This window comes from Bacillus fungorum, assembly GCF_002746455.1.
Classification (GTDB): Bacteria; Bacillota; Bacilli; order Bacillales; family Bacillaceae_G; genus Bacillus_A; species Bacillus_A fungorum.
In genome coordinates, this window is record NZ_NWUW01000001.1 from 191,978 (window position 1) to 217,829 (window position 25,852).

Sequence of the window (25,852 nt, forward strand, 5' to 3'; positions counted from 1 at the left end):
GGTAGGAGCGAGGAGAGTGAACAAATTGAAATTAGAAAGATTTCGCAAAATAATAGGTATTTGTCTCCTTGTTTCTTTAGTTTTTATTGGATGTTTTAAACCGCTTCGGACGTTTATTTCATCCCCGAAGCAACTTGTTGTTTTTGAAGGACAACAATCAGAAATAGCTTCATTACCAGTTTTTAAAGCTTCATCTACAGATCGTCATGTGTTTACAGTAAGTTCAAATGAACAAAAACAAGGACTTATGGTAAATTCTCATCAAAATGGTGAAGCGGATATGGTGTTTCAGCTTGCTGGTTTTCCAGTGAAAAAAGTAAATGTGAAAGTATTGAAAGATTTTAAAGTTATTCCAGGTGGACAATCGATTGGTGTGAAGTTAAACACAAAAGGGGTACTTGTTGTAGGCCATCATTTAATTCAAACTGAAAAAGGGAAAGTATCTCCTGGTGAAACAGCTGGTGTGCAAATTGGAGATATGATTACTGAAATTAATGGAAAAACAATTGAAAGAATGAGTGATGTAGCACCATTTATTCATAATAGTGGTGAAACAGGCGAGCCGCTTAATCTTGTTTTATTAAGAGATGGAAAACATATCCGCACTAAGTTAACACCACAAAAAGACAGTGGAGAATCGTCTTATCGTATTGGTTTATATATTCGTGATTCGGCAGCTGGGATTGGAACAATGACATTTGTTCATCCTGACTCTATGAAATATGGAGCGCTTGGTCATGTCATTTCTGATAACGATACGAAAAAGCCGATTCAAGTCGAAGATGGACAAATTATGCGTTCGACAGTTACATCAATTGAAAGAGGTAGTCATGGAAATCCAGGAGAGAAATTAGCGAGGTTCTCACCAGATCGTGAAGTGATTGGCAATATTACAATAAATAGTCCATTTGGTATTTTTGGAAAATTAAATACAAATATGTCAAATGGCGTAATGGATAAAGCAATGCCTATTGCACTATCTCATCAAGTAAAAGAGGGACCAGCAAAAATATTAACAGTTATTGATCAAGATAAAGTGGAAGCGTTTGATATTGAAGTTGTTAGTACAGTACCGCAAAAGTTTCCGGCGACAAAAGGCATGGTAATAAAAGTGACAGACAAACGTTTATTAGCTAAAACGGGTGGTATCGTACAAGGGATGAGCGGAAGTCCAATTGTACAAAACGGGAAAGTAATTGGTGCTGTTACACATGTATTCGTAAATGATCCAACATCAGGATATGGTGTTCATATTGAATGGATGTTACATGAGGCTGGAATTAACATTTATGATCAAGAAAGAAAAGCGAGCTAATTAATAATTAGCTCGCTTTTCTTTTGAAAAATTCGTTGAAATTTTGTAAAAGCTCCGCAAGAGGTGTTTTTTGTTGTAAAATAAAAGAAAAGGGTTGAACGTTTCGTTGTATTTCTATGATGGAATGTGTTGCGAAAGGGAATAAATGAAAGATAAACATATTTTTTTGTGATTTTATCGGAAAGTAACAAACTTTAAAAGGGAATTTTCACACAATTGTCGAACAATTCATGTAGCCTAGAAGGATACACATGTCGGAGAATCGATTCGGTAAGGGAGGAAAAGCTGTGGAGAAAATTAAAGTATGTCTTGTGGATGATAATAAAGAATTAGTATCAATGCTAGAGAGTTATGTAGCTGCTCAAGATGATATGGAAGTAATCGGTACTGCTTATAATGGTCAAGAGTGTTTAAATTTATTAAAAGATAAGCAGCCGGATGTACTTGTTTTAGACATTATTATGCCACATTTAGATGGTTTAGCTGTACTAGAGAAAATGCGACATATTGAAAGGCTAAGACAGCCGAGCGTAATTATGTTGACAGCATTTGGACAAGAAGATGTGACGAAAAAAGCAGTTGACTTAGGTGCTTCATATTTCATATTAAAACCATTTGATATGGAGAATTTAACGAGTCATATTCGTCAAGTGAGCGGTAAAGCGAACGCTACTATTAAACGTCCACTTCCATCTTTCCGTTCAGCAACGACAGTAGATGGAAAGCCGAAAAACTTAGACGCGAGCATTACGAGTATCATTCATGAAATTGGTGTTCCTGCTCATATTAAAGGGTATATGTACTTAAGGGAAGCGATCTCTATGGTGTACAACGATATCGAATTACTTGGATCTATTACGAAAGTATTGTATCCAGATATCGCAAAGAAATATAATACAACAGCAAGCCGTGTTGAGCGAGCAATCCGTCATGCAATTGAAGTAGCATGGAGTCGTGGGAATATTGATTCTATTTCGTCCTTATTCGGTTATACAGTATCCATGTCAAAAGCAAAACCTACGAATTCTGAGTTCATCGCAATGGTTGCGGATAAGCTGAGACTTGAACATAAGGCTAGCTGAGAGTAGAAGTAGTAAGGGATTTAAGCTTTAATAAAGCTTAATAATTTTTGAAATTTAAACTCGATATCAATTTTAAAACCAATAAATTGTTTATTTAATGACCAATGAATGTTAGAATTCGTTGGTCTTTTTATTTACTTCGATTTAAGGATGTTGAAGGAATACATATTTATATAGAAAAATGCAGTGAAAATAAGGATATTTACAGGAAACACGTGGGTTTGACAGTGTAATCCCTATAACGTATCATTAATTGGGGAAAGTTGGATAAATTGGATAATGGATGAATGACTTTTAAAAAAATAGTGAATCATGCTTACCCAACCATTGTTATGACGGTGTTTTTATCTATATTTTCAATGATAGTAAGTAAATTTTTTATCCCGAAAACAATTTTGATGAGTGGTGAATTTCCTTATCCGACTGAGGATTATACTACAAGAAAAGTCGGTATTGTTATAGCGGCGACGTTGCTTTTATTTGTGCTCTTCTTTATGTATTATAAATGGGTTATTAATAAAATGAAAAGAACGTACACAAATATTATGATTGCTTTAAGTATCGTAATCATTTTGACGATGGAAATAATGATTACTTCCATAGCGTTTAACCCTGTTGTAGGAGATTATGCCATCCTTAAACAGGGGATTGTCTCTATATTTAATGGTGATAAGCAATTTTTAGAAATGGGACAGCTTCATTTAATTGATTATAAATGTTTGAAGAAAAGATTAAATGGAACCGTAGTATATCTGATAAGGGATTTTAGCAGGGAAGTCATCCGTGATATAATAGAAAATAATAAAAAGCCCTGCAAAACAGGACTGTATTATTCTTCGTCTTTATTTTGTTTTTCTAATTCAACTAACTTTTGAATTAGAATGTGCTGCGGCATATGCATAAGTTGTTCAAGTGGAACACCTAATGCTTTTGATAGGCGGACTGCAGTGTCTGGAGAAATTTGTAATGGTCTCATAGAAGTACCTCCTTTTTCGTATAGTATAGCATAAGATTGGGGGAGTGAGGATGACTCTTATATTTGCACATCGTGGTGCAGCGGGAACGTACCCAGAAAATACAATGATTTCATTTGAAGCAGCGGAATCTTTTAGGGCGGATGGAATTGAACTTGATGTTCAATTAACGAAAGACGGAAGGGTTGTCGTCATTCATGATGAAACAGTGAACCGGACAACAAATGGAAAAGGTGCGGTTCGAAACTATTTATATGAGGATTTATGTAAATTAGATGCGAGCTATAAATTTGGTGATAAAGTAGGTTTTTGTAAAATACCTCTTTTAGAAGAGGTATTAGAATGGATTGAAAAAACACAATTGCTACTTAATATTGAACTGAAAAATAATAAAATTCCATACAGAGGTTTAGAGGAAGAAGTTATAACGCTTGTACGGAAATTAAATCTAGAAGATCGTGTTATATTTTCTTCATTTAATCACTACAGTATGAAAAGGTGTCATATGATGGCTCCTGATATTCAAACAGCGATTTTATATCGCGAAGGTTTGCATAGTCCGTGGGCATATGCGAAAAAAATGGGCGCTACAGCAGTACACCCTAATTATCGTTATCTTCAAGATGCCGTTGCCGAACTAACGATGGAAAGTGGTGTAGAGGTTAGGCCTTATACAATTAATGAAGAAACGCTTATGCGTAAATATTTTGATATGAATATTTCGGCGATTATTACTGATTATCCTGAAACGGCAAGAACGTTATTGCCAATAAAAAAATGAGACCGCGTGTAACGGTCTCATTTTTTATTTAGACATAGTGGGGTTTTCCTATCTTCTAAATCGAGCTTGTACTTTATTTCGTTTACGGTCTCGGTGTAGGACGAAGCCACCAAAAATATAAAAACCGAGCGCGAAGCAAAGAGCGCCAATTAAAAATTGTAACCAGAGTATAGAAAGTGGAGGGAATAGAATCCCGAATACAGTATCTCTCATTAACTTAATGCCAAACACAGCTAATGAAATAGGGATGAGTGCTAATAATAGAGCAAGGTAACGCTGCATATAAATGCTCCTTTTCAGATTATTTTGTTTATTTCAATGATGTTATATGAAAAGGGGGTTTGTCAAGAGGGGGCTGAACGAGTAAGATAAGGGTGTGAAAAATTTTGCAGAGATACTTCGAGAGGAAGTGTAATATATGAAACAAAAAGTTTTAATTGTTGGTGCAGGTGAAGGTGGCAGTACACTGCTGAATCTATTACAAAGTTCGAATATATTTCAAATTATAGGGATTATTGATATAAATCCGATAGCAAAAGGGTTACAAATGGCTAAGGAATACGGGGTTACAATTGGAGAGAGTGTAACGCCGTTTCTTTCTATGCACATTGATGTAATGTTTGATATGACAGGTGACGATGATTTACATAAAGATTTATTAAAGAAAAAGCATAAAGATACGCTTCTTATACCAGGTGATATTGCGAAAATTGTTACGAGATTAGCACATGAGAAGGAAGATTTAATTGGAAAGTTAGAAGAACAGACACAGCAAGGGGATTTAATTTTAAATTCTACGCATGACGGTATGATAGTAATCGATCGAGAGGGACAAGTTCGTCTATTTAATAAAAGTGCAGAGCGTATTATCGGGTATAAAAAAGAAGATGCGGTAGGGAAATATATTTTAGAAGTTATTCCGACTAGTAAGTTGCTTCGTATTATACGTACGAAACAAATAGAAGTAAATTATGAACTGACGTTGGAGAATGAAAAGAAAATTATTACAACCCGTATTCCGATTTTAAAAGAGGGAGGAGAGGTACAAGGGGCATTTGCGATTTTTAAAGATATAACAGAAGTTGTAGATCTTGCGGAAGAAGTTACAGATTTAAAGGAGATTCAAACGTTACTTGAGGCGATTATCAACTCGTCTGAGGAAGCAATTTCGGTCGTGGATGAAAAAGGAAGAGGATTAGTAATTAACCCTGCTTATACGAAATTAACAGGTTTAACAGAAGAGGACATTATTGGGAAGCCAGCTACAACCGATATTGTAGAAGGTGAAAGTATGCATATGAAAGTACTTCGAACACGTAGGGCAGTACGAGGGATACATATGAAGATTGGGCAGAAAAAGCGAGATGTAATTGTAAACGTAGCACCAGTCATTGTGGATGGGATATTGAAAGGAAGCGTCGGTGTAATTCGTGATGTATCTGAAATTCAAAAGTTAACAAATGAATTGAATAGAGCAAGGCAAATTATTCGAACGTTAGAAGCGAAATATTCATTTGATGACATTGTCGGAAATTCAGATGAAACAACGGCCGCTATTGAACAGGCGAAACTTGGGGCGAATACACCAGCAACAGTATTACTACGCGGAGAGTCAGGGACAGGTAAAGAATTGTTTGCGCATGCCATCCATAATGGAAGTAATCGAAAATATAATAAGTTCGTTCGTGTAAACTGTGCTGCCATTTCGGAGACATTGCTAGAAAGTGAATTATTCGGTTATGAGGAAGGTGCATTTTCTGGAGCGAAAAGAGGCGGGAAGCGTGGATTCTTTGAGGAAGCGAATAATGGCAGTATCTTTTTAGATGAAATAGGGGAACTATCTGCAAATACACAAGCGAAACTCCTTCGCGTGTTGCAAGAAAAAGAGATTGTAAAAGTTGGTGGAACGAAAGCGATTCCTATCAATGTTAGAGTAATTGCAGCGACACATGTGAATTTAGAAAAGGACATTCTAGAAGGAGAGTTTAGGGAGGATTTATATTATCGATTAAATAAAATTCCAATCCAAATTCCATCTCTTCGTCAGCGTAAAGGCGATATACCGGCAATCGCAGAAAGATTAATTCAAAAAATAAACCAAGATTATGGCCGAAATATAGAGGGGCTCACTAACTCGGCTATTTCATATTTACAATCATATGAATGGCCGGGGAATGTGAGGGAACTTGAAAATATTTTGGGGAGAGCTATTATCTTTATGAATTATAACGAGACATATATTGATGTACACCATTTACCGCCATTACACAACGAAGAGCAGGTAGAGTCAAAGCAAACTCATTTATTACCTGAGTTAGCAGAAAAGCCACTTGAACATTTAGTGACGGAGTTTGAAGGGAATATCATTCATGAATATTTAGAGAGGTTTGGTGGAAATAAAACGCAAACGGCGAGAGCGTTAGGAATTTCAGTTCGGAATTTATATTACAAGCTAGAAAAGTATGAGTGTGCAAAAAGTAGCATGCAATAAATTGCGTACCGTGCAATTTATTGCATGGTATACAAAAAGTGACAAAAACAGACAGAATGTTTTGTTATTTTCCGAAGTATTGATCTTACTGCATTTTGAATGCGTTTTCATTATTGGTAAGACCACTTTTAAAAGTTGGCACGATATTTGCTTTATAAATAGACGAGGGACGACGGAAAGGGTTGATTACAAAATATGAAGTTAGAACACTTAATTGATCAAGCGGCAGGTCAGCCTAAAAAAACTGTGGCTGTAGCAGTAGCTGAAGATCATGAAGTAATTGAAGCTGTAGCGAAAGCAATTACATTACAGCTAGCTCAATTTCGTCTATATGGAAATCAAGAAAAAATAATGGGGATGCTACAAGAACATGATTTACAAACTTCAGAACATATTGAAGTGATTGCAGCAGCATCAAGTGTTGAGGCTGCAGAACTTTCTGTTAAAGCTGTAAAAAATGGCGAAGCAGATGTGCTTATGAAGGGGAACATCCCAACAGCGAATATTTTGAAAGCTGTATTAAATAAAGAGTGGGGACTTCGTAAAGGTAGCGTACTTTCACACGTTGCAGCATTTGAAGTTCCAAATTACGATCGTCTCATTTTTGTTACAGATGCAGCGATGAACATTGCACCTGATGTAACACAAAAAGCTGCTATTATACAGAATACTGTAGAAGTTGCCCAGGCAATAGGAATGGATTTGCCAAAGGTAGCACCAATTGCAGCGGTAGAGGTTGTGAATCCTGCGATGCAAGCGACAATTGATGCAGCGATGTTAACTCAAATGAATCGCCGCGGACAAATTAAAAATTGTGTCGTTGATGGACCACTTGCTTTAGATAATGCAGTATCACAAATTGCAGCAGAACATAAAGGCATAGTAAGTGATGTAGCAGGTAAGGCAGACATTTTACTCGTCCCAACGATTGAAGCTGGAAATGTGCTATATAAATCACTCGTATACTTTGCGGATGCAAAAGTAGGAGCAATGATTGCTGGCGCAAAAGCACCGATTGTTTTAACATCTCGTGCTGATTCAGCAGAGACAAAAGTATATTCATTAGCATTGGCAGTTGCGACTGCTTCAAAATAAACCAAATAGGGTAAAACATTAGGGGGAAACGACAATGACATTAGAAATCTTCGAATACTTAGAAAAATATGATTATGAGCAAGTAGTATTTTGTCAAGATAAAGAATCTGGTTTAAAAGCAATCATCGCAATTCATGATACAACACTTGGACCAGCTCTTGGTGGAACAAGAATGTGGACATATGATTCTGAAGAAGCGGCGATTGAAGATGCATTGCGTCTTGCAAAAGGGATGACATACAAAAACGCAGCAGCTGGCTTAAACTTAGGTGGTGCGAAAACAGTAATTATCGGTGATCCACGTAAAGATAAGAGCGAAGCGATGTTCCGTGCATTAGGACGTTACATTCAAGGACTAAACGGACGTTACATTACAGCTGAAGACGTTGGTACAACAGTAGATGATATGGATATTATCCACGAAGAAACTGACTTTGTAACAGGTATTTCACCATCATTCGGTTCTTCTGGTAACCCATCTCCAGTAACTGCATACGGTGTTTACCGTGGTATGAAAGCAGCTGCGAAAGAAGCTTTCGGTACTGATAATTTAGAAGGAAAAGTAATTGCTGTTCAAGGTGTTGGTAACGTAGCATATCACCTATGCAAACATTTACACGCTGAAGGAGCAAAACTAATCGTTACAGATATTAATAAAGAAGCTGTACAACGTGCAGTAGAAGAATTCGGTGCAACAGCAGTTGAGCCAAATGAAATTTACGGTGTTGAATGTGATATTTACGCACCATGTGCATTAGGCGCAACAGTTAATGACGAAACTATTCCACAACTTAAAGCAAAAGTAATTGCAGGTTCTGCAAATAACCAATTAAAAGAAGATCGTCACGGCGACATCATTCATGAAATGGGTATTGTATACGCACCAGACTATGTTATTAATGCAGGTGGCGTAATTAACGTAGCAGACGAGTTATATGGATACAATAGAGAACGTGCATTAAAACGCGTGGAGTCAATTTATGACACAATTGCAAAAGTAATCGAAATTTCAAAACGCGATGGCATTGCAACTTATGTAGCAGCAGATCGTCTAGCTGAAGAGCGCATTGCAAGCTTGAAAAACTCTCGTAGCACATACTTACGCAACGGTCACGACATTATTAGCCGTCGCTAATCATTCATATATTACTTTTACAAAAGGGGTGGTTACCTCTTATGAGGTTTCCACTTCCTTTTGAATTTATTAGTGGAGGTAGCAACAGTGTCCTTAAATCGAATTCTTGTTATTAATCCGGGTAGTACATCCACAAAAATTGGTGTTTTTGATAATGAAAGACCCGTTTTAGAAGAAACGATTCGTCATGACGAAGAACAGATTGGAAAATATAAGCGAATTATAGACCAATATGAGTTTCGTAAAGAAACGATCTTAGAAGTTTTACATTCTCACGGTATTAACATTTCAAAGTTAAACGCAGTTTGTGGGCGCGGTGGATTACTTCGTCCAATCGAAGGCGGAACATACACAGTAAACGATGCGATGTTAGAAGATTTAAAAAATGGGTTCAGTGGTCATCACGCTTCAAACCTTGGAGGCATTTTAGCGTATGAAATTGCTTCTGGATTAAATATTCCAGCATTCATTGTAGACCCTGTCGTTGTAGATGAAATGGAGCCGATTGCTCGTGTAAGCGGTATTGCTGGTATGGAACGTAAAAGTATTTTCCATGCATTAAATCAAAAAGCAGTTGCTCGTAAAGTGGCTGAAGAATTAAATCACAAATACGAGGATTTAAATTTATTAGTTACACATATGGGCGGCGGTATTACAGTTGGTGCTCATAAAAAAGGAAAAGTTATCGATGTGAATAACGGTTTAAACGGAGAAGGACCATTTAGTCCAGAGCGTGCGGGTACAGTACCAGTAGGACAACTAGTTGAAATGTGTTTCTCTGGTGAGTATTACCGAGACGAAATGGTGAAAAAACTTGTCGGGCAAGGTGGACTTGTAAGTCTTATCGGTACAAATGATGCAATTAAAGTAGAACAAATGGTTGAAAAAGGTGATCCTGAAGCAACTCTTATTTATAAGGCAATGGCATATCAAGTTGCAAAAGAGATTGGCGGAGCTAGCGCTGTACTTCACGGAAAAATCGATGCAATCGTATTAACTGGTGGACTTGCTTATAGTAAAATACTTGTCGATGAAATAAAAGAACGAGTAGACTGGATTGCAGATGTTATCGTACATCCAGGAGAAGATGAATTACAAGCATTAGCAGAAGGAGCACTTCGTGTATTACGTGAAGAAGAAGCGGCGAAAGAGTATGTTGTAAGAGAAAAACAAACAGTAGCTAGGGGTTGAGATAATGGCAAGAGAATATGATTTAGTCATCGTTGGCGGCGGTACTGGTGGATATGTTGCTGCTATTCGTGCATCACAACTAGGTTTAAAAACTGCACTTGTTGAAAAAGAAAATCTTGGTGGTACTTGTTTACACAAAGGATGTATTCCTAGTAAAGCCCTTTTACGTAGTGCGGAAGTATATGCAACTGCTAAAAAAAGCGAAGAGTTCGGGGTTATTGCAAGTAATGTAGAACTAAACTTTGCGAAAGTACAAGAGCGTAAAGAGAAGATTGTAACGCAACTTCATAAAGGTGTTCAGCACTTAATGAAACAAGGTAAAATTGATGTGTTTGAAGGTATTGGCCGTATTCTTGGCCCATCTATTTTCTCACCGATGCCAGGGACAATTTCAGTTGAACTTGCAAGTGGAGAAGAGAATGAAATGTTAATTCCAAAAAATGTACTTATTGCAACAGGTTCTCGTCCGAATTCATTACCAGGTTTAGAATTAGACGGAGAGTATGTAATGTCTTCTGATCATGCCCTAAAAATGGAAACGCTTCCTAGTTCGATTATTATCGTTGGTGGCGGTGTAATCGGTATTGAGTGGGCATCTATGCTTGCTGACTTCGGTGTAGAAGTTACAGTATTAGAGTATGCGAAAACGATACTACCACTAGAAGATCAGGACGTTTCAAAAGAAATGCAACGTCTATTCAAGAAAAAAGGTATTAAAGTCGTAACTGGTGCAAAAGTATTACCAGAAACATTGGTAAAAGATAATGGAGTAACAATTCAAGCTGAACATAACGGTGAGAATAAAGAATTTAAAGCAGAAAAAATGCTTGTATCTGTAGGAAGACAAGCCAATACGCAAAATATTGGTTTAGAGAATACGGATATCGTTGTGGAAAAAGGATACATTCAAACAAATGAGTTTTATCAAACGAAAGAATCTCATATTTACGCAATTGGTGATGTAATTGGTGGCTTACAGCTTGCTCACGTTGCTTCTCATGAAGGAATTGTTGCAGTAGAACATATTGCTGGGAAAGAAGTTACACCAATTGATTACTCTATGGTATCAAAATGCGTATACAGCAGTCCGGAAGTTGCTTCTGTCGGTTTAACAGAACAAGAAGCAAAAGAAAAAGGCTATAAGTTAAAAGTAGGTAAGTTCTCATTCCGTGCAATCGGAAAAGCGCTTGTATACGGCGAATCAGATGGTTTCGTAAAACTTGTAGTTGATGAAGAAACAAATGACATTCTTGGTGTTCATATGATTGGACCACATGTAACAGATATGATTTCTGAAGCTGGTCTTGCAAGAGTACTTGATGCAACACCTTGGGAAGTAGCACATACAATTCATCCGCATCCATCATTATCTGAAGCGATTGGTGAAGCAGCATTAGCTGTAGATGGAAAAGCGTTACACGCATAAAAATGTGGATTTAGGAGGTTATGAAAAATGGCAGAAGTAAAAGAAAAGCGCCATGAAGAGCTTGGCTTAAGTGATGAGCAAGTATTAGAAATGTTCCGTACGATGTTACTTGCACGTAAAATTGACGAACGTATGTGGTTATTAAACCGTGCAGGTAAAATTCCATTCGTAATTTCTTGTCAAGGACAAGAGGCAGCGCAAGTTGGAGCGGCGTTCGCCCTTGATAGAGAGAAAGATTATGCGTTACCATACTACCGTGATATGGGTGTTGTACTAGCGTTTGGTATGACAGCTAAAGAGCTTATGTTGTCTGCTTTCGCGAAAGCTGGAGATCCAAACTCTGGTGGTCGTCAAATGCCTGGTCACTTCGGTCAAAAGAAAAATCGTATTGTGACAGGTTCATCTCCAGTAACAACGCAAGTACCACACGCAGTTGGTATTGCATTAGCTGGAAAAATGGAGAAGAAAGATTTAGTAACGTTCGTTACATTCGGAGAAGGTTCTTCAAACCAAGGTGACTTCCATGAAGGAGCAAACTTTGCTGGTGTACACAAACTACCTGTTATTTTCATGTGTGAAAATAACAAATATGCCATCTCTATTCCAGTTGAAAAACAATTAGCATGTAAAAACGTATCAGATCGTGCAATTGGTTACGGTATGCCTGGATATACAATAGACGGAAACGATCCGCTTGCAGTGTATAAAGCTGTAAAAGAAGCAGCAGATCGCGGCCGTCGTGGTGAAGGACCGACTTTAATTGAAACAGTATCATATCGTTTAACAGCACATTCTAGTGACGATGATGATCGTGTTTATCGTGATAAAGAAGAAGTAGAAGAAGCAAAGAAAAAAGATTCAATTATAACATTTGCAGCTTATTTAAAAGAAGTTGGTGTGTTAACTGAAGATTCTGAAAAACAAATGTTAGACGAAATTATGCATATCGTAAATGAAGCAACAGAATATGCAGAAAATGCTCCGTATGCAGCACCTGAAGATGCATTGAAGCACGTATACGCAGAATAGGGGGGAACGTTTCATGGCTGTAATGTCTTATATTGATGCTATTACATTAGCAATGCGCGAAGAAATGGAACGCGATGAGAAAGTATTCGTTTTAGGAGAAGATGTTGGTAAAAAAGGTGGCGTGTTTAAAGCGACGCACGGTTTGTATGATCAATTTGGTGAAGATCGTGCGCTTGATGCACCGCTTGCAGAATCTGCAATCGCTGGGGTAGCAATTGGAGCGGCAATGTATGGTATGCGCCCAATCGCTGAAATGCAGTTTGCGGATTTCATTATGCCAGCAGTAAACCAAATTGTTTCTGAGGCAGCAAAAATTCGTTACCGTTCTAATAACGACTGGACTTGTCCAGTTACAATTCGTGCACCATTCGGCGGGGGGGTTCACGGTGCATTGTATCATTCACAATCTGTAGAAGCGATGTTTGCAAATCAACCAGGTTTAAAAATTGTTATCCCTTCTACACCATATGATGCAAAAGGCTTACTAAAAGCTGCAATTCGTGATGAAGATCCAGTATTATTCTTTGAGCATAAACGTGCATATCGCTTAATTAAAGGTGAAGTGCCAGAAGATGATTACGTATTACCAATCGGAAAAGCAGATGTAAAACGTGAAGGTGATGATATTACTGTTATCACATACGGATTATGTGTTCATTTTGCTCTTCAAGCAGCTGAAAAGTTAGCACAAGATGGCATCTCTGCACACATTCTTGATCTACGTACTGTATATCCATTAGATAAAGAAGCAATCATTGAAGCAGCTTCTAAAACAGGTAAAGTTCTTCTTGTAACAGAAGACAATAAAGAAGGAAGTATTATGAGTGAAGTGGCAGCAATTATTGCTGAAAAATGTCTGTTTGATTTAGATGCGCCAATCGCACGTCTTGCAGGTCCAGACGTTCCAGCAATGCCATATGCACCAACTATGGAAAAATTCTTTATGGTAAATCCAGATAAAGTTGAAAAAGCAATGCGTGAACTTGCGGAATTTTAATCGGGGGGACTATACATGGCTGTAGAAAATATTACAATGCCTCAGCTCGGGGAGAGCGTTACAGAGGGTACAATTAGTAAATGGCTCGTTAATGTTGGCGATCACGTAAACAAGTATGATCCGCTTGCAGAAGTAATGACTGATAAAGTGAATGCTGAAGTACCATCTTCTTTCACTGGTATTGTGAAAGAGTTAATCGCTGGTGAAGGTGATACGTTAGCTGTAGGTGAAGTCGTTTGTGTTATTCAAGTAGAAGGCGCAGATGAAGTAGCAGCAACAGCTGTTGAGGAAAAAACAAAAGAAGAACCAAAGGCAGAAGTAGCTACGCCTGAAAAAGCACCGAAAGCAAAACAACCAAATGATGGAAAACCACGCTTTTCACCAGCTGTGTTAAAACTTGCCGGTGAGCATAACGTTGATTTAGATCTAGTAGAAGGTACGGGAGCAAACGGCCGTATCACTCGTAAAGATATTTTAAAGTTAGTGGAATCTGGAAATATTCCGCAAGTAGGTGCGAAAAAAGAGGAAGCGGTAGCAGCAGTAGTAGAAGCGCGTCCAGAAGCACCAAAAGCAGCGCCAGTAGCACAAAAAGTAGAAGCTGCGAAACCAGTTTCTGTACCAACAATGCCTGGCGATATCGAAATTCCAGTAACAGGTGTGCGTAAAGCAATTGCAGCGAACATGTTACGTAGTAAACACGAAGCACCGCATGCTTGGATGATGATTGAGGTAGATGTGACAAACCTTGTGTCATATCGTAATTCAATTAAAGGTGATTTCAAAAAGCGCGAAGGCTTTAACTTAACGTTCTTTGCTTTCTTCGTAAAAGCAGTAGCACAAGCGTTAAAAGAGTATCCTCAAATTAATTCAATGTGGGCTGGCGATAAAATCGTTCAGAAGAAAGATATTAACCTTTCTATCGCTGTGGCAACAGAGGACGAACTATTTGTACCAGTAATTAAACACGCAGACGAGAAGACGATTAAAGGTATCGCTCGTGAAATTACAGAACTTGCCGGAAAAGTACGTACGAAATCGTTAAAAGCGGACGAAATGCAAGGCGGAACATTTACAATTAATAACACAGGATCATTCGGTTCTGTTCAATCTATGGGTATTATTAATTACCCACAAGCGGCTATTTTACAGGTTGAATCAATTGTAAAACGTCCAGTAATTATGGATAATGGTATGTTCGGTGCTCGCGACATGGTTAACTTATGTTTATCACTTGATCACCGTGTATTAGATGGCTTAATTTGTGGTAAGTTCTTAGGACGTGTAAAAGAAATTTTAGAAAATACGTCAGAAAATAATACATCTGTATATTAATAAAAAGCTCGCTTATGCGAGCTTTTTATCATCTTATTTCTTCATTTGCATCCTACTATATGTACAACACTTTTCCCGGTAATCTTACAATGAACGAGAATGTATTAGGAATTTACGAAAATACATTGCTGATATATGGTATATAGATATAAAATAAGGAAAGAATAATTTTTTTGGCAAATCTTACTGATGAAACTGTAGTATAATATATTGTATTGTATGAAAAAGAGAGTTATTCTATATAAGTGTTTTATAGATAATGTGTAATCAGTCGTCAAAACATGAAGAATGTTGACTCCTGGTTTTTTATTTTGCTGTAACAATGTTTCAGGAGGATGTCATGAAAAGAAGTACCGAGTTTCTAAAAAGTTTAGATGTAAAATTAATTTTAATTTTGTGTGCATTATGTGTTACGAGTATAGCTGCTATATATAGCAGTCAGCAAACCGGACAATATGGAGATGCAAACTTTGCTATGAAACAGGGTTTGAACTACATAATTGGGGCTGTATTGTTATTACTTGTTGCAAGCATCGACTTAGATCAATTGCAAAAATTGTCTTGGCCGCTTTATATAGTTGGGTTTGCTTCACTTATTCTTTTGAAAATACTACCGGTTTCCACTTTCACACCTGAAAAATTAGGTGCAAAAAGATGGTTCGTTTTTCCATTGGTTGGACAAATTCAACCGTCTGAGTTTTTCAAAATTTCATTGCTTCTCGTAGTAGCAAGTATAGCAGTGAAACATAATGCACAGTATATGGCAAGGACATTCCAAACGGATTTAAAACTAGTAGGTAAAATTATGCTAGTATCCCTTCCGCCTATTGCTGTTGTATATAGCCAACCGGATACAGGTATGGTGTTCTTATATGCTGCTGCCATTGCATGCATTTTATTTATGTCAGGTATTCAGAAAAAATTGATAGCGTTATGTACAGTTATTCCGGTGACCATATTATCTGCGCTAATATTTATATACGTAAGGTATGAGGATTTCTTCTTTAACAAGTTAGTTACTTTACTAAAACCTCACCAACAATCACGTATTTTAGGCTGGTTAGATCCATTTGAACATACAGATCAAGGTTATCAAACACAGCAATCGATTTTAGCTGTAGGTAGTGGAGGCATGGAAGGAAAAGGGTTCCGTGAAGGGAGCGTTTATATTCCAGAGAAACACACTGATTTTATATTCGCTACAATTGCTGAAGAAGGCGGATTTATAGTAGCAGCGTTAGTTGTATTCTTGTTCTTATTACTACTATATCGAACAATTATTATCGGTTATTCTGCTGATAATTTATTCGGTACATTATTATGTGCTGGGTCGATTGGGATATTAACGGTTCAAATATTCCAAAACATTGGTATGATTGTTGGATTAATGCCTGTAAAAGGGATCGCATTACCTTTCTTATCGTATGGGGGAAGTTCCTTATTCTCGAATATGATTATGATGGGGCTCATATTATCGGTACGGAAAACGTATAAAAAATATATGTTTTCAGTTAAGTAAAAAAGCTGGTTCGTTTTTAAACGAACCAGCTTTTTTACATATATACTCATAAACGTTGCAAACTAAAACAGACTAGCAGTTTGGGATGTAAGGAGTGCAAAATGATGCATATGCATATTTTTGAAGGAGCACGGCATCTTTCTAATAGTGAATGGGTTATTCGGGCTATTATAGCGTACATATTTTTAATATTAGTTGCTAAAGCGATGGGACAAAGATCCATTGCACAACTTCGTTTTTTAGATGTTGTATTAGTGTTATTGCTTGGGGGGAATATTTCTAATGCACTATCTGATGAAAAGGTCGGATTACTCGGCTCGATGATTACAACTTTTATACTCGTTGTGCTTCATATTATAAGCTCTATTTTAATGTTGAAATGGGATAGATGGAGACGCTTTTTAGAGCCTGCGCCTATCATTCTTATACATAATGGTTCCATTGATTTCAGTAATTTGAAAAAGGCGAGAATTACAGTTGAATATTTATTTTCAGAACTTCGCATGCGAAATGTGAGCGATATTCAAACGATTAAATTAGCATTATGGGAAGCAAGTGGTGTTGTATCTATATTTCAGTATCCAGAATACGAAGCCGCTTCTCGGCGTGATCTGAAAGTGGCGGGGAAAAAGTCTCCAGTTTCTTTTATTTTAGTGAAAGATGGAAGAATTCAGCAGGACGTTCTCGCTTTAATTGGAAAAACAGAGGAGTGGGCGAAAGCGTTTTTAGAGAAGAGTGCGGAAATTGAATCTATTATGTTAGCTACAGTAGATGAAGCGCATAAAATAAATATTTTGTTAAAAAAATGAAAAATATACGCATTTTGTCGTTTCATACATATGATACAATAGTGTGGACAACGAAAAAGGAGGCGATACGGTGGGATATGTAGAAGAATTACGAAAAATAGTTGGTCATCGCCCTTTAATTTTAGTTGGTGCTGTTGTACTCGTTATAAATGAGAGCGGATATGTATTATTACAGCAAAGAACAGAGCCTTACGGAAAATGGGGGCTGCCTGGAGGGCTCATGGAGCTTGGTGAATCACCAGAAGAAACAGCTTGCCGTGAAGTATACGAAGAGACGGGAATAGAAGTGAAGAACCTACGATTAATCAATGTATTTTCTGGAGCGAACTATTTTACAAAATTAGCAAACGGTGATGAATTTCAATCTGTAACGACAGCTTATTATACGGATGAATACGATGGGGATTTTGTTATGAATAAAGAAGAAGCGGTTCAGCTTAAATTCTTCCCACTAACAGAATTACCTGACTATATTGTAGGATCGCATAAAAAAATGATTGTTGAATATATGAAGATTATGGAAAAAAAGATATAATAATAGTGAAAGAAATACAAAAACACAGTTCTGGTTGGTAGTCCAGACGCATGATTTCATGTCAGTAACCTTCCCCTCCGGGATGTCCCGTATTTCTAATTTTTTTAAGGAGGGGCTGTCAATGGAGTTGACAGTATATCACGATGGCCAATTTTTTGTTGGAATCATTACATGTAAAGAAAAAGGGAAATTGTATGGAGCAAGGTATATTTTTGGAACGGAGCCGTCAGACGAAGAAATACTTATATTTGTGACGGGTCCAATGTTAGCGTATTTTCAGCATTTTGCAAAATGCGGTGTGGAAGTGAAAGAAAAACAGCGTCCAAAAAATATAAAACGTATCATACGACAAGTGGCAAAAGAAGTAAATGTAAAACGTTTTACTAAGGCGCAAGAAGCAATGAGTTTATCTTATGAATTGCATAAACAAGATAGAAAAGTGCAATCTAAAGAGAGACGAGAAGCAGAAAAGCAGAGAAAACGTTTTATAAAAGTACAAAAAGCAAAGCAAAAGCATCGTGGTCATTAAGAAAAGGTGTTAGAGCAGGGCTCTAACACCTTTTCTATACCCAAATACAAGTAAACTTACTTGTATTTCATAAACATTAACTGGTAAGATACAAATAGGTAGTTTTAGAGGAGGGAAAAGATTGATTAATTTTAACTTTTTTATGAATGATGTTGTCCGCCAAGCGCGTGAAGAGATTGTCTCTGCTGGATATACAGAATTGACGACGCCAGAAGCAGTAGAAGAAGCGTTTAAAAGAAATGGAACAACACTTGTAATGGTAAACTCTGTATGTGGTTGTGCAGGTGGCATTGCTCGTCCTGCTGCTGCGCATTCCGTACATTATGATAAACGTCCTAACCATCTTGTAACGGTGTTTGCAGGTCAAGACAAAGAAGCAACAGCAAGAGCTCGTGAATATTTCGAAGGGTATCCACCTTCTTCTCCATCATTTGCTTTATTAAAAGATGGAAAAATTGTAACGATGGTAGAACGCCATGAAATTGAAGGTCATGAACCAATGCAAGTCATTGCGAAACTACAATCTTATTTCGAAGAGAATTGCGAAGAACTATAAATAACTGAAAAGGCGCTACGCTCACAATTAAGTGGGTGTAGCGCCTTTTTTATTTAGTATTAAAAACGATAGGATATACATTGATGGGTTTGTTTATGCGTTTTTTATGCATAACAAACATTGTTTTTCGATGATTTTATGTTTATTTTTATTTTATATATTGCATAAAAATAAAACTGCTGATACAATACAAACATCGAATAAATATTCTATTAATCTTTTAAATATACATTGTTAGGGGGAAGAAAGATGAAGAAGTTATTATCAATATCGTTTGCACTTATTTTAATTGTAAGTATGTTCAGTGCTTGTAGTAATGGGGAAGAAAAGGCTACTGGAAAAAATAAAAAAGTACTGGTTATGGGGACTTCAGCAGATTATAAACCATATGAATACGTGGAAGCTTCCAAAAGTGATGAAATTATCGGCTTTGATGTTGATGTTGCTAAATATATCGGAAAAGAACTTGGTTATGAAGTGAAAGTGAAAGATATGGATTTTGGTGGTTTATTAGCATCTCTTAGCTCAGGAAAAGTTGATTTCGTAATGGCAGGTATGACGCCAACTGCAGAGCGTAAAAATAATGTTGATTTCACAGATATTTACTTTGTTGCGAAAAACATGGTTGTTTCTAAAAAGGATTCTAACATTAAATCCGTAGAGGATTTAAAAGGGAAAAAAGTAGGAGTACAAACAGGATCTATTCAAGAAGAGAAAGCAGCAGAATTTAAAAAACAAGTAGATTTCAAAGTTGAGGGACGTGACCGTATACCAGAAATCGTACAAGAAATTAAAGCTGGTCGTTTTGATGCTGCAATTATAGAAGACACAGTTGCTAAAAATTATGTAGAGAAAATGAAAGATTTACAAGGAATTGAAATTAAAGAAGCGCCAGAAGAAGTTGGAGCAGCAATTGCCCTTCCGAAAAACAGTGATAAAACAGCTGAATTTAATAAAGTAATTAAAAAAATGCAAGAAAATGGAGAGATGGATAAATTAGTGAAAAAATGGTTTGGCAGCGAAAAATAAGCTGCCTTTCACTTTTCTGTGGGGGGAATGAAAAGAATGAACTTAGATTTTTCGGCGATTACGCCTTCGATACCATATATATTAAAAGGTCTAGAAGTTACTTTAAAAATTGTAGCAGTATCAGCGTTAGCAGGATTTATTTTAGGAACGTTATTAGCACTTTGCAAAATTGCTAGAATACGAGCATTAAATATAGCGGCAGATCTTTATACATCAATTTTCCGTGGTACACCACTTGTATTGCAATTAATGATTATTTATTTCGGTGTACCGCAAATAATTGGTTATGAAATACCAGCTTTTTTAGCAGCTGTATTAGCATTTAGCTTAAATTCAGGTGCATATATGTCAGAAGTAATCCGTGCCGGCATTCAAGCGGTTGATAAAGGACAAACAGAAGCAGCGATGGCTTTAGGGATTCCTTACGGGAAAATGATGCGAAATATCATTTTCCCTCAAGCGTTAAAAAATATATTACCAGCGCTTGTGAACGAGTTTGCGACACTTACGAAAGAATCGGCTGTAGTAACAGTAATAGGAGCGACGGATTTAATGCGTCGTGCTTACATCGTAGGCGGAGAGACGTTTAAATATCTGGAACCATTACTTTTTGTTGGACTCATTTATTATATGCTAGTCATTATTCTTACATTAGTCGGGAAGGCAATTGAAGGGAGAATGAAGAAAAGTGATTAAAATTGAAAACCTTCATAAATCATTTGGAAAAAACGAAGTATTAAAAGGAATTACAACAACGATTGAAAAAGGGGAAGTAGTAGCAATTATTGGACCGTCTGGATCAGGGAAATCAACATTTTTACGTTGTATGAATGTGTTAGAAGCACCGACAAATGGTCACATTTGGATTGGAACGGAAGAAGTAACGAATCCGAAAACGAATATTATGCACGTTCGTGAAAATGTCGGAATGGTATTTCAGCATTTCCACCTATTTCCTCATATGACTGTATTAGAGAATATTACGTATGCTCCTATCAATGTAAAAGGAGTAACGAAACAAGAAGCTGAAAAGAAAGCCGAAAAACTTTTAGAAAAGGTCGGCTTATTAGATAAAAAAGATACGTATCCCAATCGTCTTTCGGGAGGACAAAAGCAACGTGTAGCAATTGCAAGAGCGTTAGCGATGGAACCAGAAGTAATGTTATTTGATGAACCGACATCAGCACTAGATCCAGAGATGGTAAAAGAAGTGTTAGAAGTTATGAAATCATTAGTTACGACAGGAATGACAATGGCGATTGTTACACATGAAATGGGATTCGCAAAAGAAGTAGCGGATCGTGTTCTCTTTTTAGATGGTGGAAAGCTTGTAGAAGATAGTGCACCAGCACAATTTTTTGCAGCACCGAAAAGTGAGCGTGCGCAACAATTTTTACAAAAAATATTGTAATATGTAAGAGATACGTGAATAATAAGTAGAAAAGGATGACATTGTGTCATCCTTTTTTTATACTATAAATACGTTTATACATATAGGAGCAATGATATGTTCAAAATTGGATACCGTACAGTAAAAACAGCAATAGGGACAGGCGCAGCCGTTTTTATTGCCCAGTTATTAGGATTAGAATTTTATAGTTCAGCGGGTATTTTAGTTATATTATGTGTACAAAATACGAAACGTAAATCACTTCAAGTGTCGTTACATCGTTTTTTAGCTTGTGTATTATCAATGGTATTCGCGTTTTGTATTTTTGAAACAATTGGATATACACCACTTGCAATTAGTGTATTATTACTTACATTTATTCCGACTGCAGTTATGCTTAAAATTCAAGAAGGTATTGTCACGAGTTCAGTTATTGTTATGCATCTATATTCATTGAAACAAATTACATGGCTTATTGTTGGAAATGAAATTGCGATATTAACGATAGGGATTAGCGTGGCTTTATTAGTGAATATGTATATGCCAAGTAGTGAAAATAAACTAAAAGAGTATCAGGATAAAATAGAAAGTAATTTTAAAACGATTTTGTTTGAAATGGTCGTTTATTTACGAAACAGAGAAAGTAGTTGGAGCGGGGCGGAACTTATTGAAACTGAAAATATGTTAAATGAAGCAAGGGATTTATCGTTTAAGAAACTCGAGAATGCATTTATGCGAGAAGATGGTTATTACTATCGTTATTTTAATATGCGCATGCAACAATTCGAAATTTTAGAGCGAATGATTCCGTTAGCAGCTTCTTTATCGTGGACATATGAACAAGCTGACATGATTGCGGATGTGGTTGAAAACATTGGAAATGCTATTAGCCCTCAGAGTACCGGGGTTATTTCTTTAAGACAGCTTCAAGAAATGAGAGAATTATTTAGAGACATGCCATTGCCGGCTACACGTGAAGAATTTGAGATACGTGCAAAACTTGTTCAACTTGTATATGAAATGGAGCAATATTTACTCATTAAAAGTCGCTTTAAGGGAAAGGATAATATAAAAGAACTTATATAGAAGGTAGGAATTATTTATGCCGTATCTTCTCTCTTTCATATTATGTCTTTCTTTATCGCCTATTTGGCCTCTTGGTGATAATCCGCGTGCCGGGGATCCTTTTATTATTGTAAATAAAGCGACGAATAAACTAGCTTATATTGACGATGGGAAGATTCAAAAGGTTTTTCCAGTCGCGACAGGGAAAACAAATGAATTAACCCCAGAGGGAACTTTTGATATTGTAATGAAAGCAAAAGATCCGTATTATATTGCAAAAGATATTCCAGGGGGATCACCGAAAAATCCACTTGGATCAAGATGGATGGGGTTTAATGCAAGAGGAACTGATGGGAGTAAATATGGAATACATGGAACAAACCAACCTAGTTCAATTGGAAAGTATATTTCACAAGGATGCATAAGAATGAAGAAAAATGATGTGGAGTATTTATTTGATCGTATTCCAATTGGAACGAAAGTATGGATTGTAAAATCGAAAAAAACATTTCAGCAATTGGCAAAAGAAAAAGGAGCCATTGCATATGAAAAAGCCAACGAAAAGGTTGGCTTTTTCTATTGTAATAAGTTGTCTTGACATGTGTACATAACCATGAGTTAATGAGAGTATAGAAAGATAAAGTGAAACTTTAATCAGTGGGAGGTTATTACCCGCTGATTATTAGCCCACACCAATCGGGCGTTTACGGACAATTGATCTCTCATCTAACTGCTTTGCCCTAGCCAAATTTTGAGGTGGGAGTTCTACTGTCCGCAAATAGCGGGGTAAAATTAGATAAAGGAGTTGCTCATATGTACTTGAATCCAAAACTTTCGTATATGCAGTTTTTTATGGGATTTCTATTTGTTATTACATTTATGTTGGCAACTTTTAATATATGTTCTTATGTTGTAGCGATTGTATGTATGGCATTACTCAATTTTACTTTTGTTATTGGGGCATTTCAGCAGAAACAATATACAAGTTTTGTAATAGCGCTTGTAATGTCATTTTCCTTTAGTATTGTAGCGATTGTGCTTTATACAAAATAAACCATCTCGAAATCGAGATGGTTTATTTTTATTGTGTGTAAAAGTAAAAAAAGGACGATCTGTTCGTCCTTTTTACCAAAACATACTCGCGCCAGCAAGTAATGTTGTTACAAGCATAGAAATTAGCATTACATAAATCATAACTTTTTGAGCTTTTTTATGCATCGTTATACCTCCTTGCAAATCAATACAATATCATTGTAACGAGAAATGATATTGTGGACAAGGGGAGAGAAATGACAAAATTCGAGAAGTGCGTGTAAAGTATAACAGGAAATTTGTATGTATGTAGGGAATATATAAGAATGATAGAGTATAAGTTTTTTGTTATGCAAGCTGAAGAATGGAGATACGATGATGAAAATATACGAAACAAATCGTTTACATTTAAGGGAAATAGATGAGTCGTATGCTGAAAAAGTTCTTCAATATTACGACAGAAATCGTGAATTTTTAAAAGCTTGGGAAGAGTATAGACCGGATGATTTTTTTACATTAGATTATCAAAAGAAAAAGTTACAAAAGGATAGAAAAGAGTTCGCAGAGGGTAAAATCATCAGGCTTTGGATTTTTAAAAAGGGTGATGATACGAAAGTAATTGGGTGTATTTCATTTAATTTAATTGTTCGCGGAATTTATCAATCTTGTGTACTCGGTTATAAATTAGATAAGGAAGAGTTAAACAAAGGTTATACGACAGAAGCGCTTAAAAAAGCCATTCAAGTTGCTTTTGAGGAATTTCAATTACATCGTATAGAAGCACCAATTATGCCACGAAATTTAGCATCTATACAAGTAGTGACGAAAATAGGCTTTCAATATGAAGGCGTGTCTAGGAAGATGTTGATGGTTAATGGGGTATGGGAAGATCATATGCGCTGGGTATTATTAAATGAGTAATAAAAAGCAGATGGTTATCTAGACATATAAACCGTCTGTTTTTTGTCTTGTATTTCGAAACTTTTGCGAAATTCTGTTATAATTAATAGTGTTACATACATAATGGTAGTGCAGGAGGCGCAGTCTTATGATTAATCAAGAACGTTTAGTAAATGAATTTATGGAATTAGTACAAGTAGATTCTGAAACGAAATTTGAAGCAGAAATTTGCAAAGTATTAACAAAGAAATTTACAGATTTAGGTGTAGAAGTATTTGAAGATGACACAATGGCTGTTACTGGGCATGGCGCAGGTAACTTAATTTGTACATTACCAGCAACAAAAGATGGTGTTGATACAATTTACTTTACTTCTCATATGGATACAGTGGTTCCTGGTAATGGAATTAAGCCTTCTATTAAAGATGGATATATCGTATCAGATGGTACTACGATTTTAGGTGCGGATGATAAAGCAGGATTAGCATCAATGTTCGAAGCAATCCGTGTTTTAAAAGAGAAAAATATCCCTCATGGTAAAATTGAATTTATTATTACAGTTGGAGAAGAATCTGGTCTTGTTGGTGCAAAAGCATTAGATCGTGAGCGCATTACAGCGAAATACGGTTACGCATTAGATAGCGATGGAAAAGTTGGTGAAATCGTTGTTGCAGCTCCAACACAAGCGAAAGTGAATGCAATTATTCGCGGAAAAACAGCTCACGCTGGTGTAGCACCAGAAAAAGGTGTATCTGCAATTACTATCGCAGCGAAAGCAATTGCGAAGATGCCACTTGGCCGTATTGATTCTGAAACAACTGCAAATATTGGACGTTTTGAAGGTGGTACACAAACGAATATCGTTTGCGATCATGTACAAATCTTTGCAGAAGCGCGTTCTTTAATCAATGAAAAAATGGAAGCGCAAGTTGCGAAAATGAAAGAAGCATTTGAAACAACTGCAAAAGAAATGGGTGGTCAAGCAGACGTTGAAGTAAACGTTATGTATCCAGGATTTAAATTTGCTGATGGCGATCACGTTGTAGAAGTTGCAAAACGTGCAGCTGAAAAAATTGGTCGTACACCTTCTCTTCACCAAAGTGGTGGCGGAAGTGATGCAAACGTAATTGCAGGACACGGTATTCCAACAGTTAACTTAGCAGTTGGTTATGAAGAAATTCATACAACAAACGAAAAGATTCCTGTTGAAGAATTAGCGAAAACAGCAGAATTAGTTGTTGCAATTATTGAAGAAGTAGGGAAGTAATGTAATAGAAAAGCGTGTAAATCAACTGTGATTTACACGCTTTTTATTTTGATTCGATTGCTTTTACAAGGCGGATAAGCCAATACAAGAAAATCCATGGCAGTATATAAGTTGTTGTAATGCCCAGTAGACTTGGAAGGATCCCTGCTGCGTTAATATGAAAAATAGGGAGTAATAAATAATTAATTAAGATGATTAATATAATAACGAGAAATGTATAGTTGAGTTTACTGTTTGATTTCAGAATAAATCACTTCTTTTACAAAAATATCCATATTTATATTAAGTATAGCAAAAATAAGGATAAAAAGAATAAGTAATTATTATATTGTACATGAATTTGATATAATGAAGGAACGAACGTTCTATGGGA

General features: G+C 36.5%; 28 protein-coding genes and 1 pseudogene. 25 read left to right on the plus strand and 4 right to left on the minus strand.

The annotated features are described in order from the left end of the window. Positions 1 to 16: 16 nt before the first annotated feature. The 3 genes and pseudogenes from spoIVB to CO726_RS01165 form a co-directional block, all read left to right on the plus strand. Positions 17 to 1,315, plus strand: a complete 1,299-nt coding sequence (gene spoIVB / locus CO726_RS01150) for a SpoIVB peptidase (protein WP_098760797.1) — start codon at positions 17 to 19, stop codon at positions 1,313 to 1,315. A 287-nt stretch (positions 1,316 to 1,602) separates the two neighbouring features. Then, positions 1,603 to 2,397: a sporulation transcription factor Spo0A gene (gene spo0A, locus CO726_RS01160; protein WP_003161566.1), complete on the plus strand. Its 795-nt coding sequence runs from the start codon at positions 1,603 to 1,605 to the stop codon at positions 2,395 to 2,397. Between the two features lie 287 nt (positions 2,398 to 2,684). Then, positions 2,685 to 3,155 (plus strand): annotated as a pseudogene (locus CO726_RS01165) (glycosyltransferase family protein); the annotation flags it as partial. Between the two features lie 71 nt (positions 3,156 to 3,226). Here CO726_RS01165 and CO726_RS01170 read toward each other — a convergent pair. Further along, on the minus strand, positions 3,227 to 3,373 hold the full coding sequence (locus CO726_RS01170) for a YycC family protein (RefSeq protein WP_001247671.1): 147 nt from the start codon (positions 3,371 to 3,373) through the stop codon (positions 3,227 to 3,229). Positions 3,374 to 3,423: 50 nt separating this feature from the next. On the opposite strand from CO726_RS01170, the gene CO726_RS01175 reads away from it, so the two are divergent. After that, positions 3,424 to 4,152 (plus strand): glycerophosphodiester phosphodiesterase, encoded by a 729-nt coding sequence (locus tag CO726_RS01175; protein ID WP_098760795.1) that lies wholly within the window; start codon positions 3,424 to 3,426, stop codon positions 4,150 to 4,152. 48 nt (positions 4,153 to 4,200) lie between these two features. Here CO726_RS01175 and CO726_RS01180 read toward each other — a convergent pair whose 3' ends face one another. Next, the gene (locus CO726_RS01180; protein WP_001190187.1) at positions 4,201 to 4,434 is read right to left on the minus strand and encodes a DUF2627 domain-containing protein; all 234 of its coding nucleotides are present in this window, start codon (positions 4,432 to 4,434) and stop codon (positions 4,201 to 4,203) included. Between the two features lie 136 nt (positions 4,435 to 4,570). On the opposite strand from CO726_RS01180, the gene CO726_RS01185 reads away from it, so the two are divergent. The 19 genes from CO726_RS01185 to CO726_RS01285 all read left to right on the plus strand — a co-directional run bounded on the left by CO726_RS01185 (position 4,571) and on the right by CO726_RS01285 (position 23,333). Then, positions 4,571 to 6,643, plus strand: coding sequence for a sigma-54 interaction domain-containing protein (locus CO726_RS01185; protein ID WP_099683057.1), 2,073 nt, complete (start codon positions 4,571 to 4,573; stop codon positions 6,641 to 6,643). A 195-nt stretch (positions 6,644 to 6,838) separates the two neighbouring features. Beyond that, positions 6,839 to 7,738, plus strand: coding sequence for a phosphate butyryltransferase (gene yqiS, locus CO726_RS01195; protein WP_099683059.1), 900 nt, complete (start codon positions 6,839 to 6,841; stop codon positions 7,736 to 7,738). Positions 7,739 to 7,772: 34 nt separating this feature from the next. Beyond that, positions 7,773 to 8,873 (plus strand): leucine dehydrogenase, encoded by a 1,101-nt coding sequence (locus CO726_RS01200; RefSeq protein WP_000171362.1) that lies wholly within the window; start codon positions 7,773 to 7,775, stop codon positions 8,871 to 8,873. A gap of 87 nt (positions 8,874 to 8,960) precedes the next feature. Then, positions 8,961 to 10,064 (plus strand): butyrate kinase, encoded by a 1,104-nt coding sequence (buk, locus tag CO726_RS01205; RefSeq protein WP_099683060.1) that lies wholly within the window; start codon positions 8,961 to 8,963, stop codon positions 10,062 to 10,064. A gap of 4 nt (positions 10,065 to 10,068) precedes the next feature. Continuing rightward, a complete protein-coding gene (gene lpdA / locus CO726_RS01210; RefSeq protein WP_088230996.1) occupies positions 10,069 to 11,490 on the plus strand; it encodes a dihydrolipoyl dehydrogenase in 1,422 nt (473 codons plus the stop codon). A 27-nt stretch (positions 11,491 to 11,517) separates the two neighbouring features. Further along, positions 11,518 to 12,519, plus strand: coding sequence for a 3-methyl-2-oxobutanoate dehydrogenase subunit alpha (gene bfmBAA, locus CO726_RS01215; protein ID WP_099683061.1), 1,002 nt, complete (start codon positions 11,518 to 11,520; stop codon positions 12,517 to 12,519). A gap of 13 nt (positions 12,520 to 12,532) precedes the next feature. Beyond that, a complete protein-coding gene (bfmBAB, locus tag CO726_RS01220; RefSeq protein WP_099683062.1) occupies positions 12,533 to 13,516 on the plus strand; it encodes a 3-methyl-2-oxobutanoate dehydrogenase subunit beta in 984 nt (327 codons plus the stop codon). A 15-nt stretch (positions 13,517 to 13,531) separates the two neighbouring features. Beyond that, the gene (locus CO726_RS01225) at positions 13,532 to 14,848 is read left to right on the plus strand and encodes a dihydrolipoamide acetyltransferase family protein (protein ID WP_099683063.1); all 1,317 of its coding nucleotides are present in this window, start codon (positions 13,532 to 13,534) and stop codon (positions 14,846 to 14,848) included. A 340-nt stretch (positions 14,849 to 15,188) separates the two neighbouring features. Next, positions 15,189 to 16,367: an FtsW/RodA/SpoVE family cell cycle protein gene (locus tag CO726_RS01235; RefSeq protein ID WP_098758502.1), complete on the plus strand. Its 1,179-nt coding sequence runs from the start codon at positions 15,189 to 15,191 to the stop codon at positions 16,365 to 16,367. A gap of 104 nt (positions 16,368 to 16,471) precedes the next feature. Continuing rightward, the gene (locus CO726_RS01240) at positions 16,472 to 17,176 is read left to right on the plus strand and encodes a DUF421 domain-containing protein (RefSeq protein WP_099683064.1); all 705 of its coding nucleotides are present in this window, start codon (positions 16,472 to 16,474) and stop codon (positions 17,174 to 17,176) included. A gap of 70 nt (positions 17,177 to 17,246) precedes the next feature. Then, positions 17,247 to 17,711, plus strand: a complete 465-nt coding sequence (locus tag CO726_RS01245) for an NUDIX hydrolase (RefSeq protein WP_099683065.1) — start codon at positions 17,247 to 17,249, stop codon at positions 17,709 to 17,711. A 121-nt stretch (positions 17,712 to 17,832) separates the two neighbouring features. Then, positions 17,833 to 18,240 carry a YjdF family protein gene (locus tag CO726_RS01250; protein WP_099683066.1) on the plus strand — a complete coding sequence of 136 codons (408 nt, stop codon included), beginning with the start codon at positions 17,833 to 17,835 and terminating at the stop codon, positions 18,238 to 18,240. A gap of 142 nt (positions 18,241 to 18,382) precedes the next feature. Then, positions 18,383 to 18,796, plus strand: a complete 414-nt coding sequence (locus CO726_RS01255) for a BrxA/BrxB family bacilliredoxin (protein ID WP_001979317.1) — start codon at positions 18,383 to 18,385, stop codon at positions 18,794 to 18,796. Positions 18,797 to 19,045: 249 nt separating this feature from the next. Beyond that, the gene (locus CO726_RS01260; protein ID WP_042512208.1) at positions 19,046 to 19,825 is read left to right on the plus strand and encodes a transporter substrate-binding domain-containing protein; all 780 of its coding nucleotides are present in this window, start codon (positions 19,046 to 19,048) and stop codon (positions 19,823 to 19,825) included. Between the two features lie 36 nt (positions 19,826 to 19,861). Next, positions 19,862 to 20,521 carry an amino acid ABC transporter permease gene (locus CO726_RS01265; protein WP_001046917.1) on the plus strand — a complete coding sequence of 220 codons (660 nt, stop codon included), beginning with the start codon at positions 19,862 to 19,864 and terminating at the stop codon, positions 20,519 to 20,521. Beyond that, a complete protein-coding gene (locus CO726_RS01270; protein ID WP_048531021.1) occupies positions 20,514 to 21,236 on the plus strand; it encodes an amino acid ABC transporter ATP-binding protein in 723 nt (240 codons plus the stop codon). The genes CO726_RS01265 and CO726_RS01270 overlap by 8 nt, the downstream gene beginning before the upstream one ends. A 96-nt stretch (positions 21,237 to 21,332) precedes the next feature. Beyond that, positions 21,333 to 22,301, plus strand: a complete 969-nt coding sequence (locus CO726_RS01275) for an aromatic acid exporter family protein (RefSeq protein ID WP_098758509.1) — start codon at positions 21,333 to 21,335, stop codon at positions 22,299 to 22,301. 16 nt (positions 22,302 to 22,317) lie between these two features. Next, positions 22,318 to 22,878: a L,D-transpeptidase gene (locus tag CO726_RS01280; protein ID WP_099683067.1), complete on the plus strand. Its 561-nt coding sequence runs from the start codon at positions 22,318 to 22,320 to the stop codon at positions 22,876 to 22,878. A 215-nt stretch (positions 22,879 to 23,093) separates the two neighbouring features. Next, positions 23,094 to 23,333 (plus strand): DUF3894 domain-containing protein, encoded by a 240-nt coding sequence (locus CO726_RS01285; RefSeq protein ID WP_098758511.1) that lies wholly within the window; start codon positions 23,094 to 23,096, stop codon positions 23,331 to 23,333. Positions 23,334 to 23,405: 72 nt separating this feature from the next. Here the strand turns inward: CO726_RS01285 and prli42 are convergent, their stop codons facing one another. Beyond that, on the minus strand, positions 23,406 to 23,498 hold the full coding sequence (prli42, locus tag CO726_RS31640) for a stressosome-associated protein Prli42 (protein WP_000549038.1): 93 nt from the start codon (positions 23,496 to 23,498) through the stop codon (positions 23,406 to 23,408). 189 nt (positions 23,499 to 23,687) lie between these two features. Between prli42 and CO726_RS01295 the strand changes: the two genes are divergently transcribed. After that, on the plus strand, positions 23,688 to 24,233 hold the full coding sequence (locus CO726_RS01295) for a GNAT family N-acetyltransferase (protein ID WP_136699312.1): 546 nt from the start codon (positions 23,688 to 23,690) through the stop codon (positions 24,231 to 24,233). A 127-nt stretch (positions 24,234 to 24,360) separates the two neighbouring features. Further along, positions 24,361 to 25,479: a tripeptidase T gene (locus CO726_RS01300; protein WP_098758513.1), complete on the plus strand. Its 1,119-nt coding sequence runs from the start codon at positions 24,361 to 24,363 to the stop codon at positions 25,477 to 25,479. Positions 25,480 to 25,522: 43 nt separating this feature from the next. On the opposite strand, the gene CO726_RS01305 is transcribed toward CO726_RS01300, so the two are convergent. Then, positions 25,523 to 25,723 (minus strand): hypothetical protein, encoded by a 201-nt coding sequence (locus CO726_RS01305; RefSeq protein ID WP_098758654.1) that lies wholly within the window; start codon positions 25,721 to 25,723, stop codon positions 25,523 to 25,525. Positions 25,724 to 25,852 lie beyond the last annotated feature (129 nt).

Coding starts and splice junctions, on each gene's coding strand:
- CO726_RS01255 (WP_001979317.1), top strand. CDS start 18,383: ATGAATGATGTTGTCCGCCAAGCGCGTGAAGAGATTGTCTCTGCTGGA.
- CO726_RS01280 (WP_099683067.1), top strand. CDS start 22,318: ATGCCGTATCTTCTCTCTTTCATATTATGTCTTTCTTTATCGCCTATT.
- CO726_RS01235 (WP_098758502.1), top strand. CDS start 15,189: ATGAAAAGAAGTACCGAGTTTCTAAAAAGTTTAGATGTAAAATTAATT.
- bfmBAB (WP_099683062.1), top strand. CDS start 12,533: ATGGCTGTAATGTCTTATATTGATGCTATTACATTAGCAATGCGCGAA.
- lpdA (WP_088230996.1), top strand. CDS start 10,069: ATGGCAAGAGAATATGATTTAGTCATCGTTGGCGGCGGTACTGGTGGA.
- CO726_RS01175 (WP_098760795.1), top strand. CDS start 3,424: ATGACTCTTATATTTGCACATCGTGGTGCAGCGGGAACGTACCCAGAA.
- CO726_RS01200 (WP_000171362.1), top strand. CDS start 7,773: ATGACATTAGAAATCTTCGAATACTTAGAAAAATATGATTATGAGCAA.
- CO726_RS01285 (WP_098758511.1), top strand. CDS start 23,094: ATGTACTTGAATCCAAAACTTTCGTATATGCAGTTTTTTATGGGATTT.
- CO726_RS01250 (WP_099683066.1), top strand. CDS start 17,833: ATGGAGTTGACAGTATATCACGATGGCCAATTTTTTGTTGGAATCATT.
- CO726_RS01260 (WP_042512208.1), top strand. CDS start 19,046: ATGAAGAAGTTATTATCAATATCGTTTGCACTTATTTTAATTGTAAGT.
- prli42 (WP_000549038.1), bottom strand. CDS start 23,498: ATGCATAAAAAAGCTCAAAAAGTTATGATTTATGTAATGCTAATTTCT.
- CO726_RS01240 (WP_099683064.1), top strand. CDS start 16,472: ATGCATATGCATATTTTTGAAGGAGCACGGCATCTTTCTAATAGTGAA.
- CO726_RS01265 (WP_001046917.1), top strand. CDS start 19,862: ATGAACTTAGATTTTTCGGCGATTACGCCTTCGATACCATATATATTA.
- yqiS (WP_099683059.1), top strand. CDS start 6,839: ATGAAGTTAGAACACTTAATTGATCAAGCGGCAGGTCAGCCTAAAAAA.
- CO726_RS01225 (WP_099683063.1), top strand. CDS start 13,532: ATGGCTGTAGAAAATATTACAATGCCTCAGCTCGGGGAGAGCGTTACA.
- CO726_RS01300 (WP_098758513.1), top strand. CDS start 24,361: ATGATTAATCAAGAACGTTTAGTAAATGAATTTATGGAATTAGTACAA.
- CO726_RS01180 (WP_001190187.1), bottom strand. CDS start 4,434: ATGCAGCGTTACCTTGCTCTATTATTAGCACTCATCCCTATTTCATTA.
- CO726_RS01275 (WP_098758509.1), top strand. CDS start 21,333: ATGTTCAAAATTGGATACCGTACAGTAAAAACAGCAATAGGGACAGGC.
- bfmBAA (WP_099683061.1), top strand. CDS start 11,518: ATGGCAGAAGTAAAAGAAAAGCGCCATGAAGAGCTTGGCTTAAGTGAT.
- CO726_RS01295 (WP_136699312.1), top strand. CDS start 23,688: ATGATGAAAATATACGAAACAAATCGTTTACATTTAAGGGAAATAGAT.
- CO726_RS01185 (WP_099683057.1), top strand. CDS start 4,571: ATGAAACAAAAAGTTTTAATTGTTGGTGCAGGTGAAGGTGGCAGTACA.
- CO726_RS01170 (WP_001247671.1), bottom strand. CDS start 3,373: ATGAGACCATTACAAATTTCTCCAGACACTGCAGTCCGCCTATCAAAA.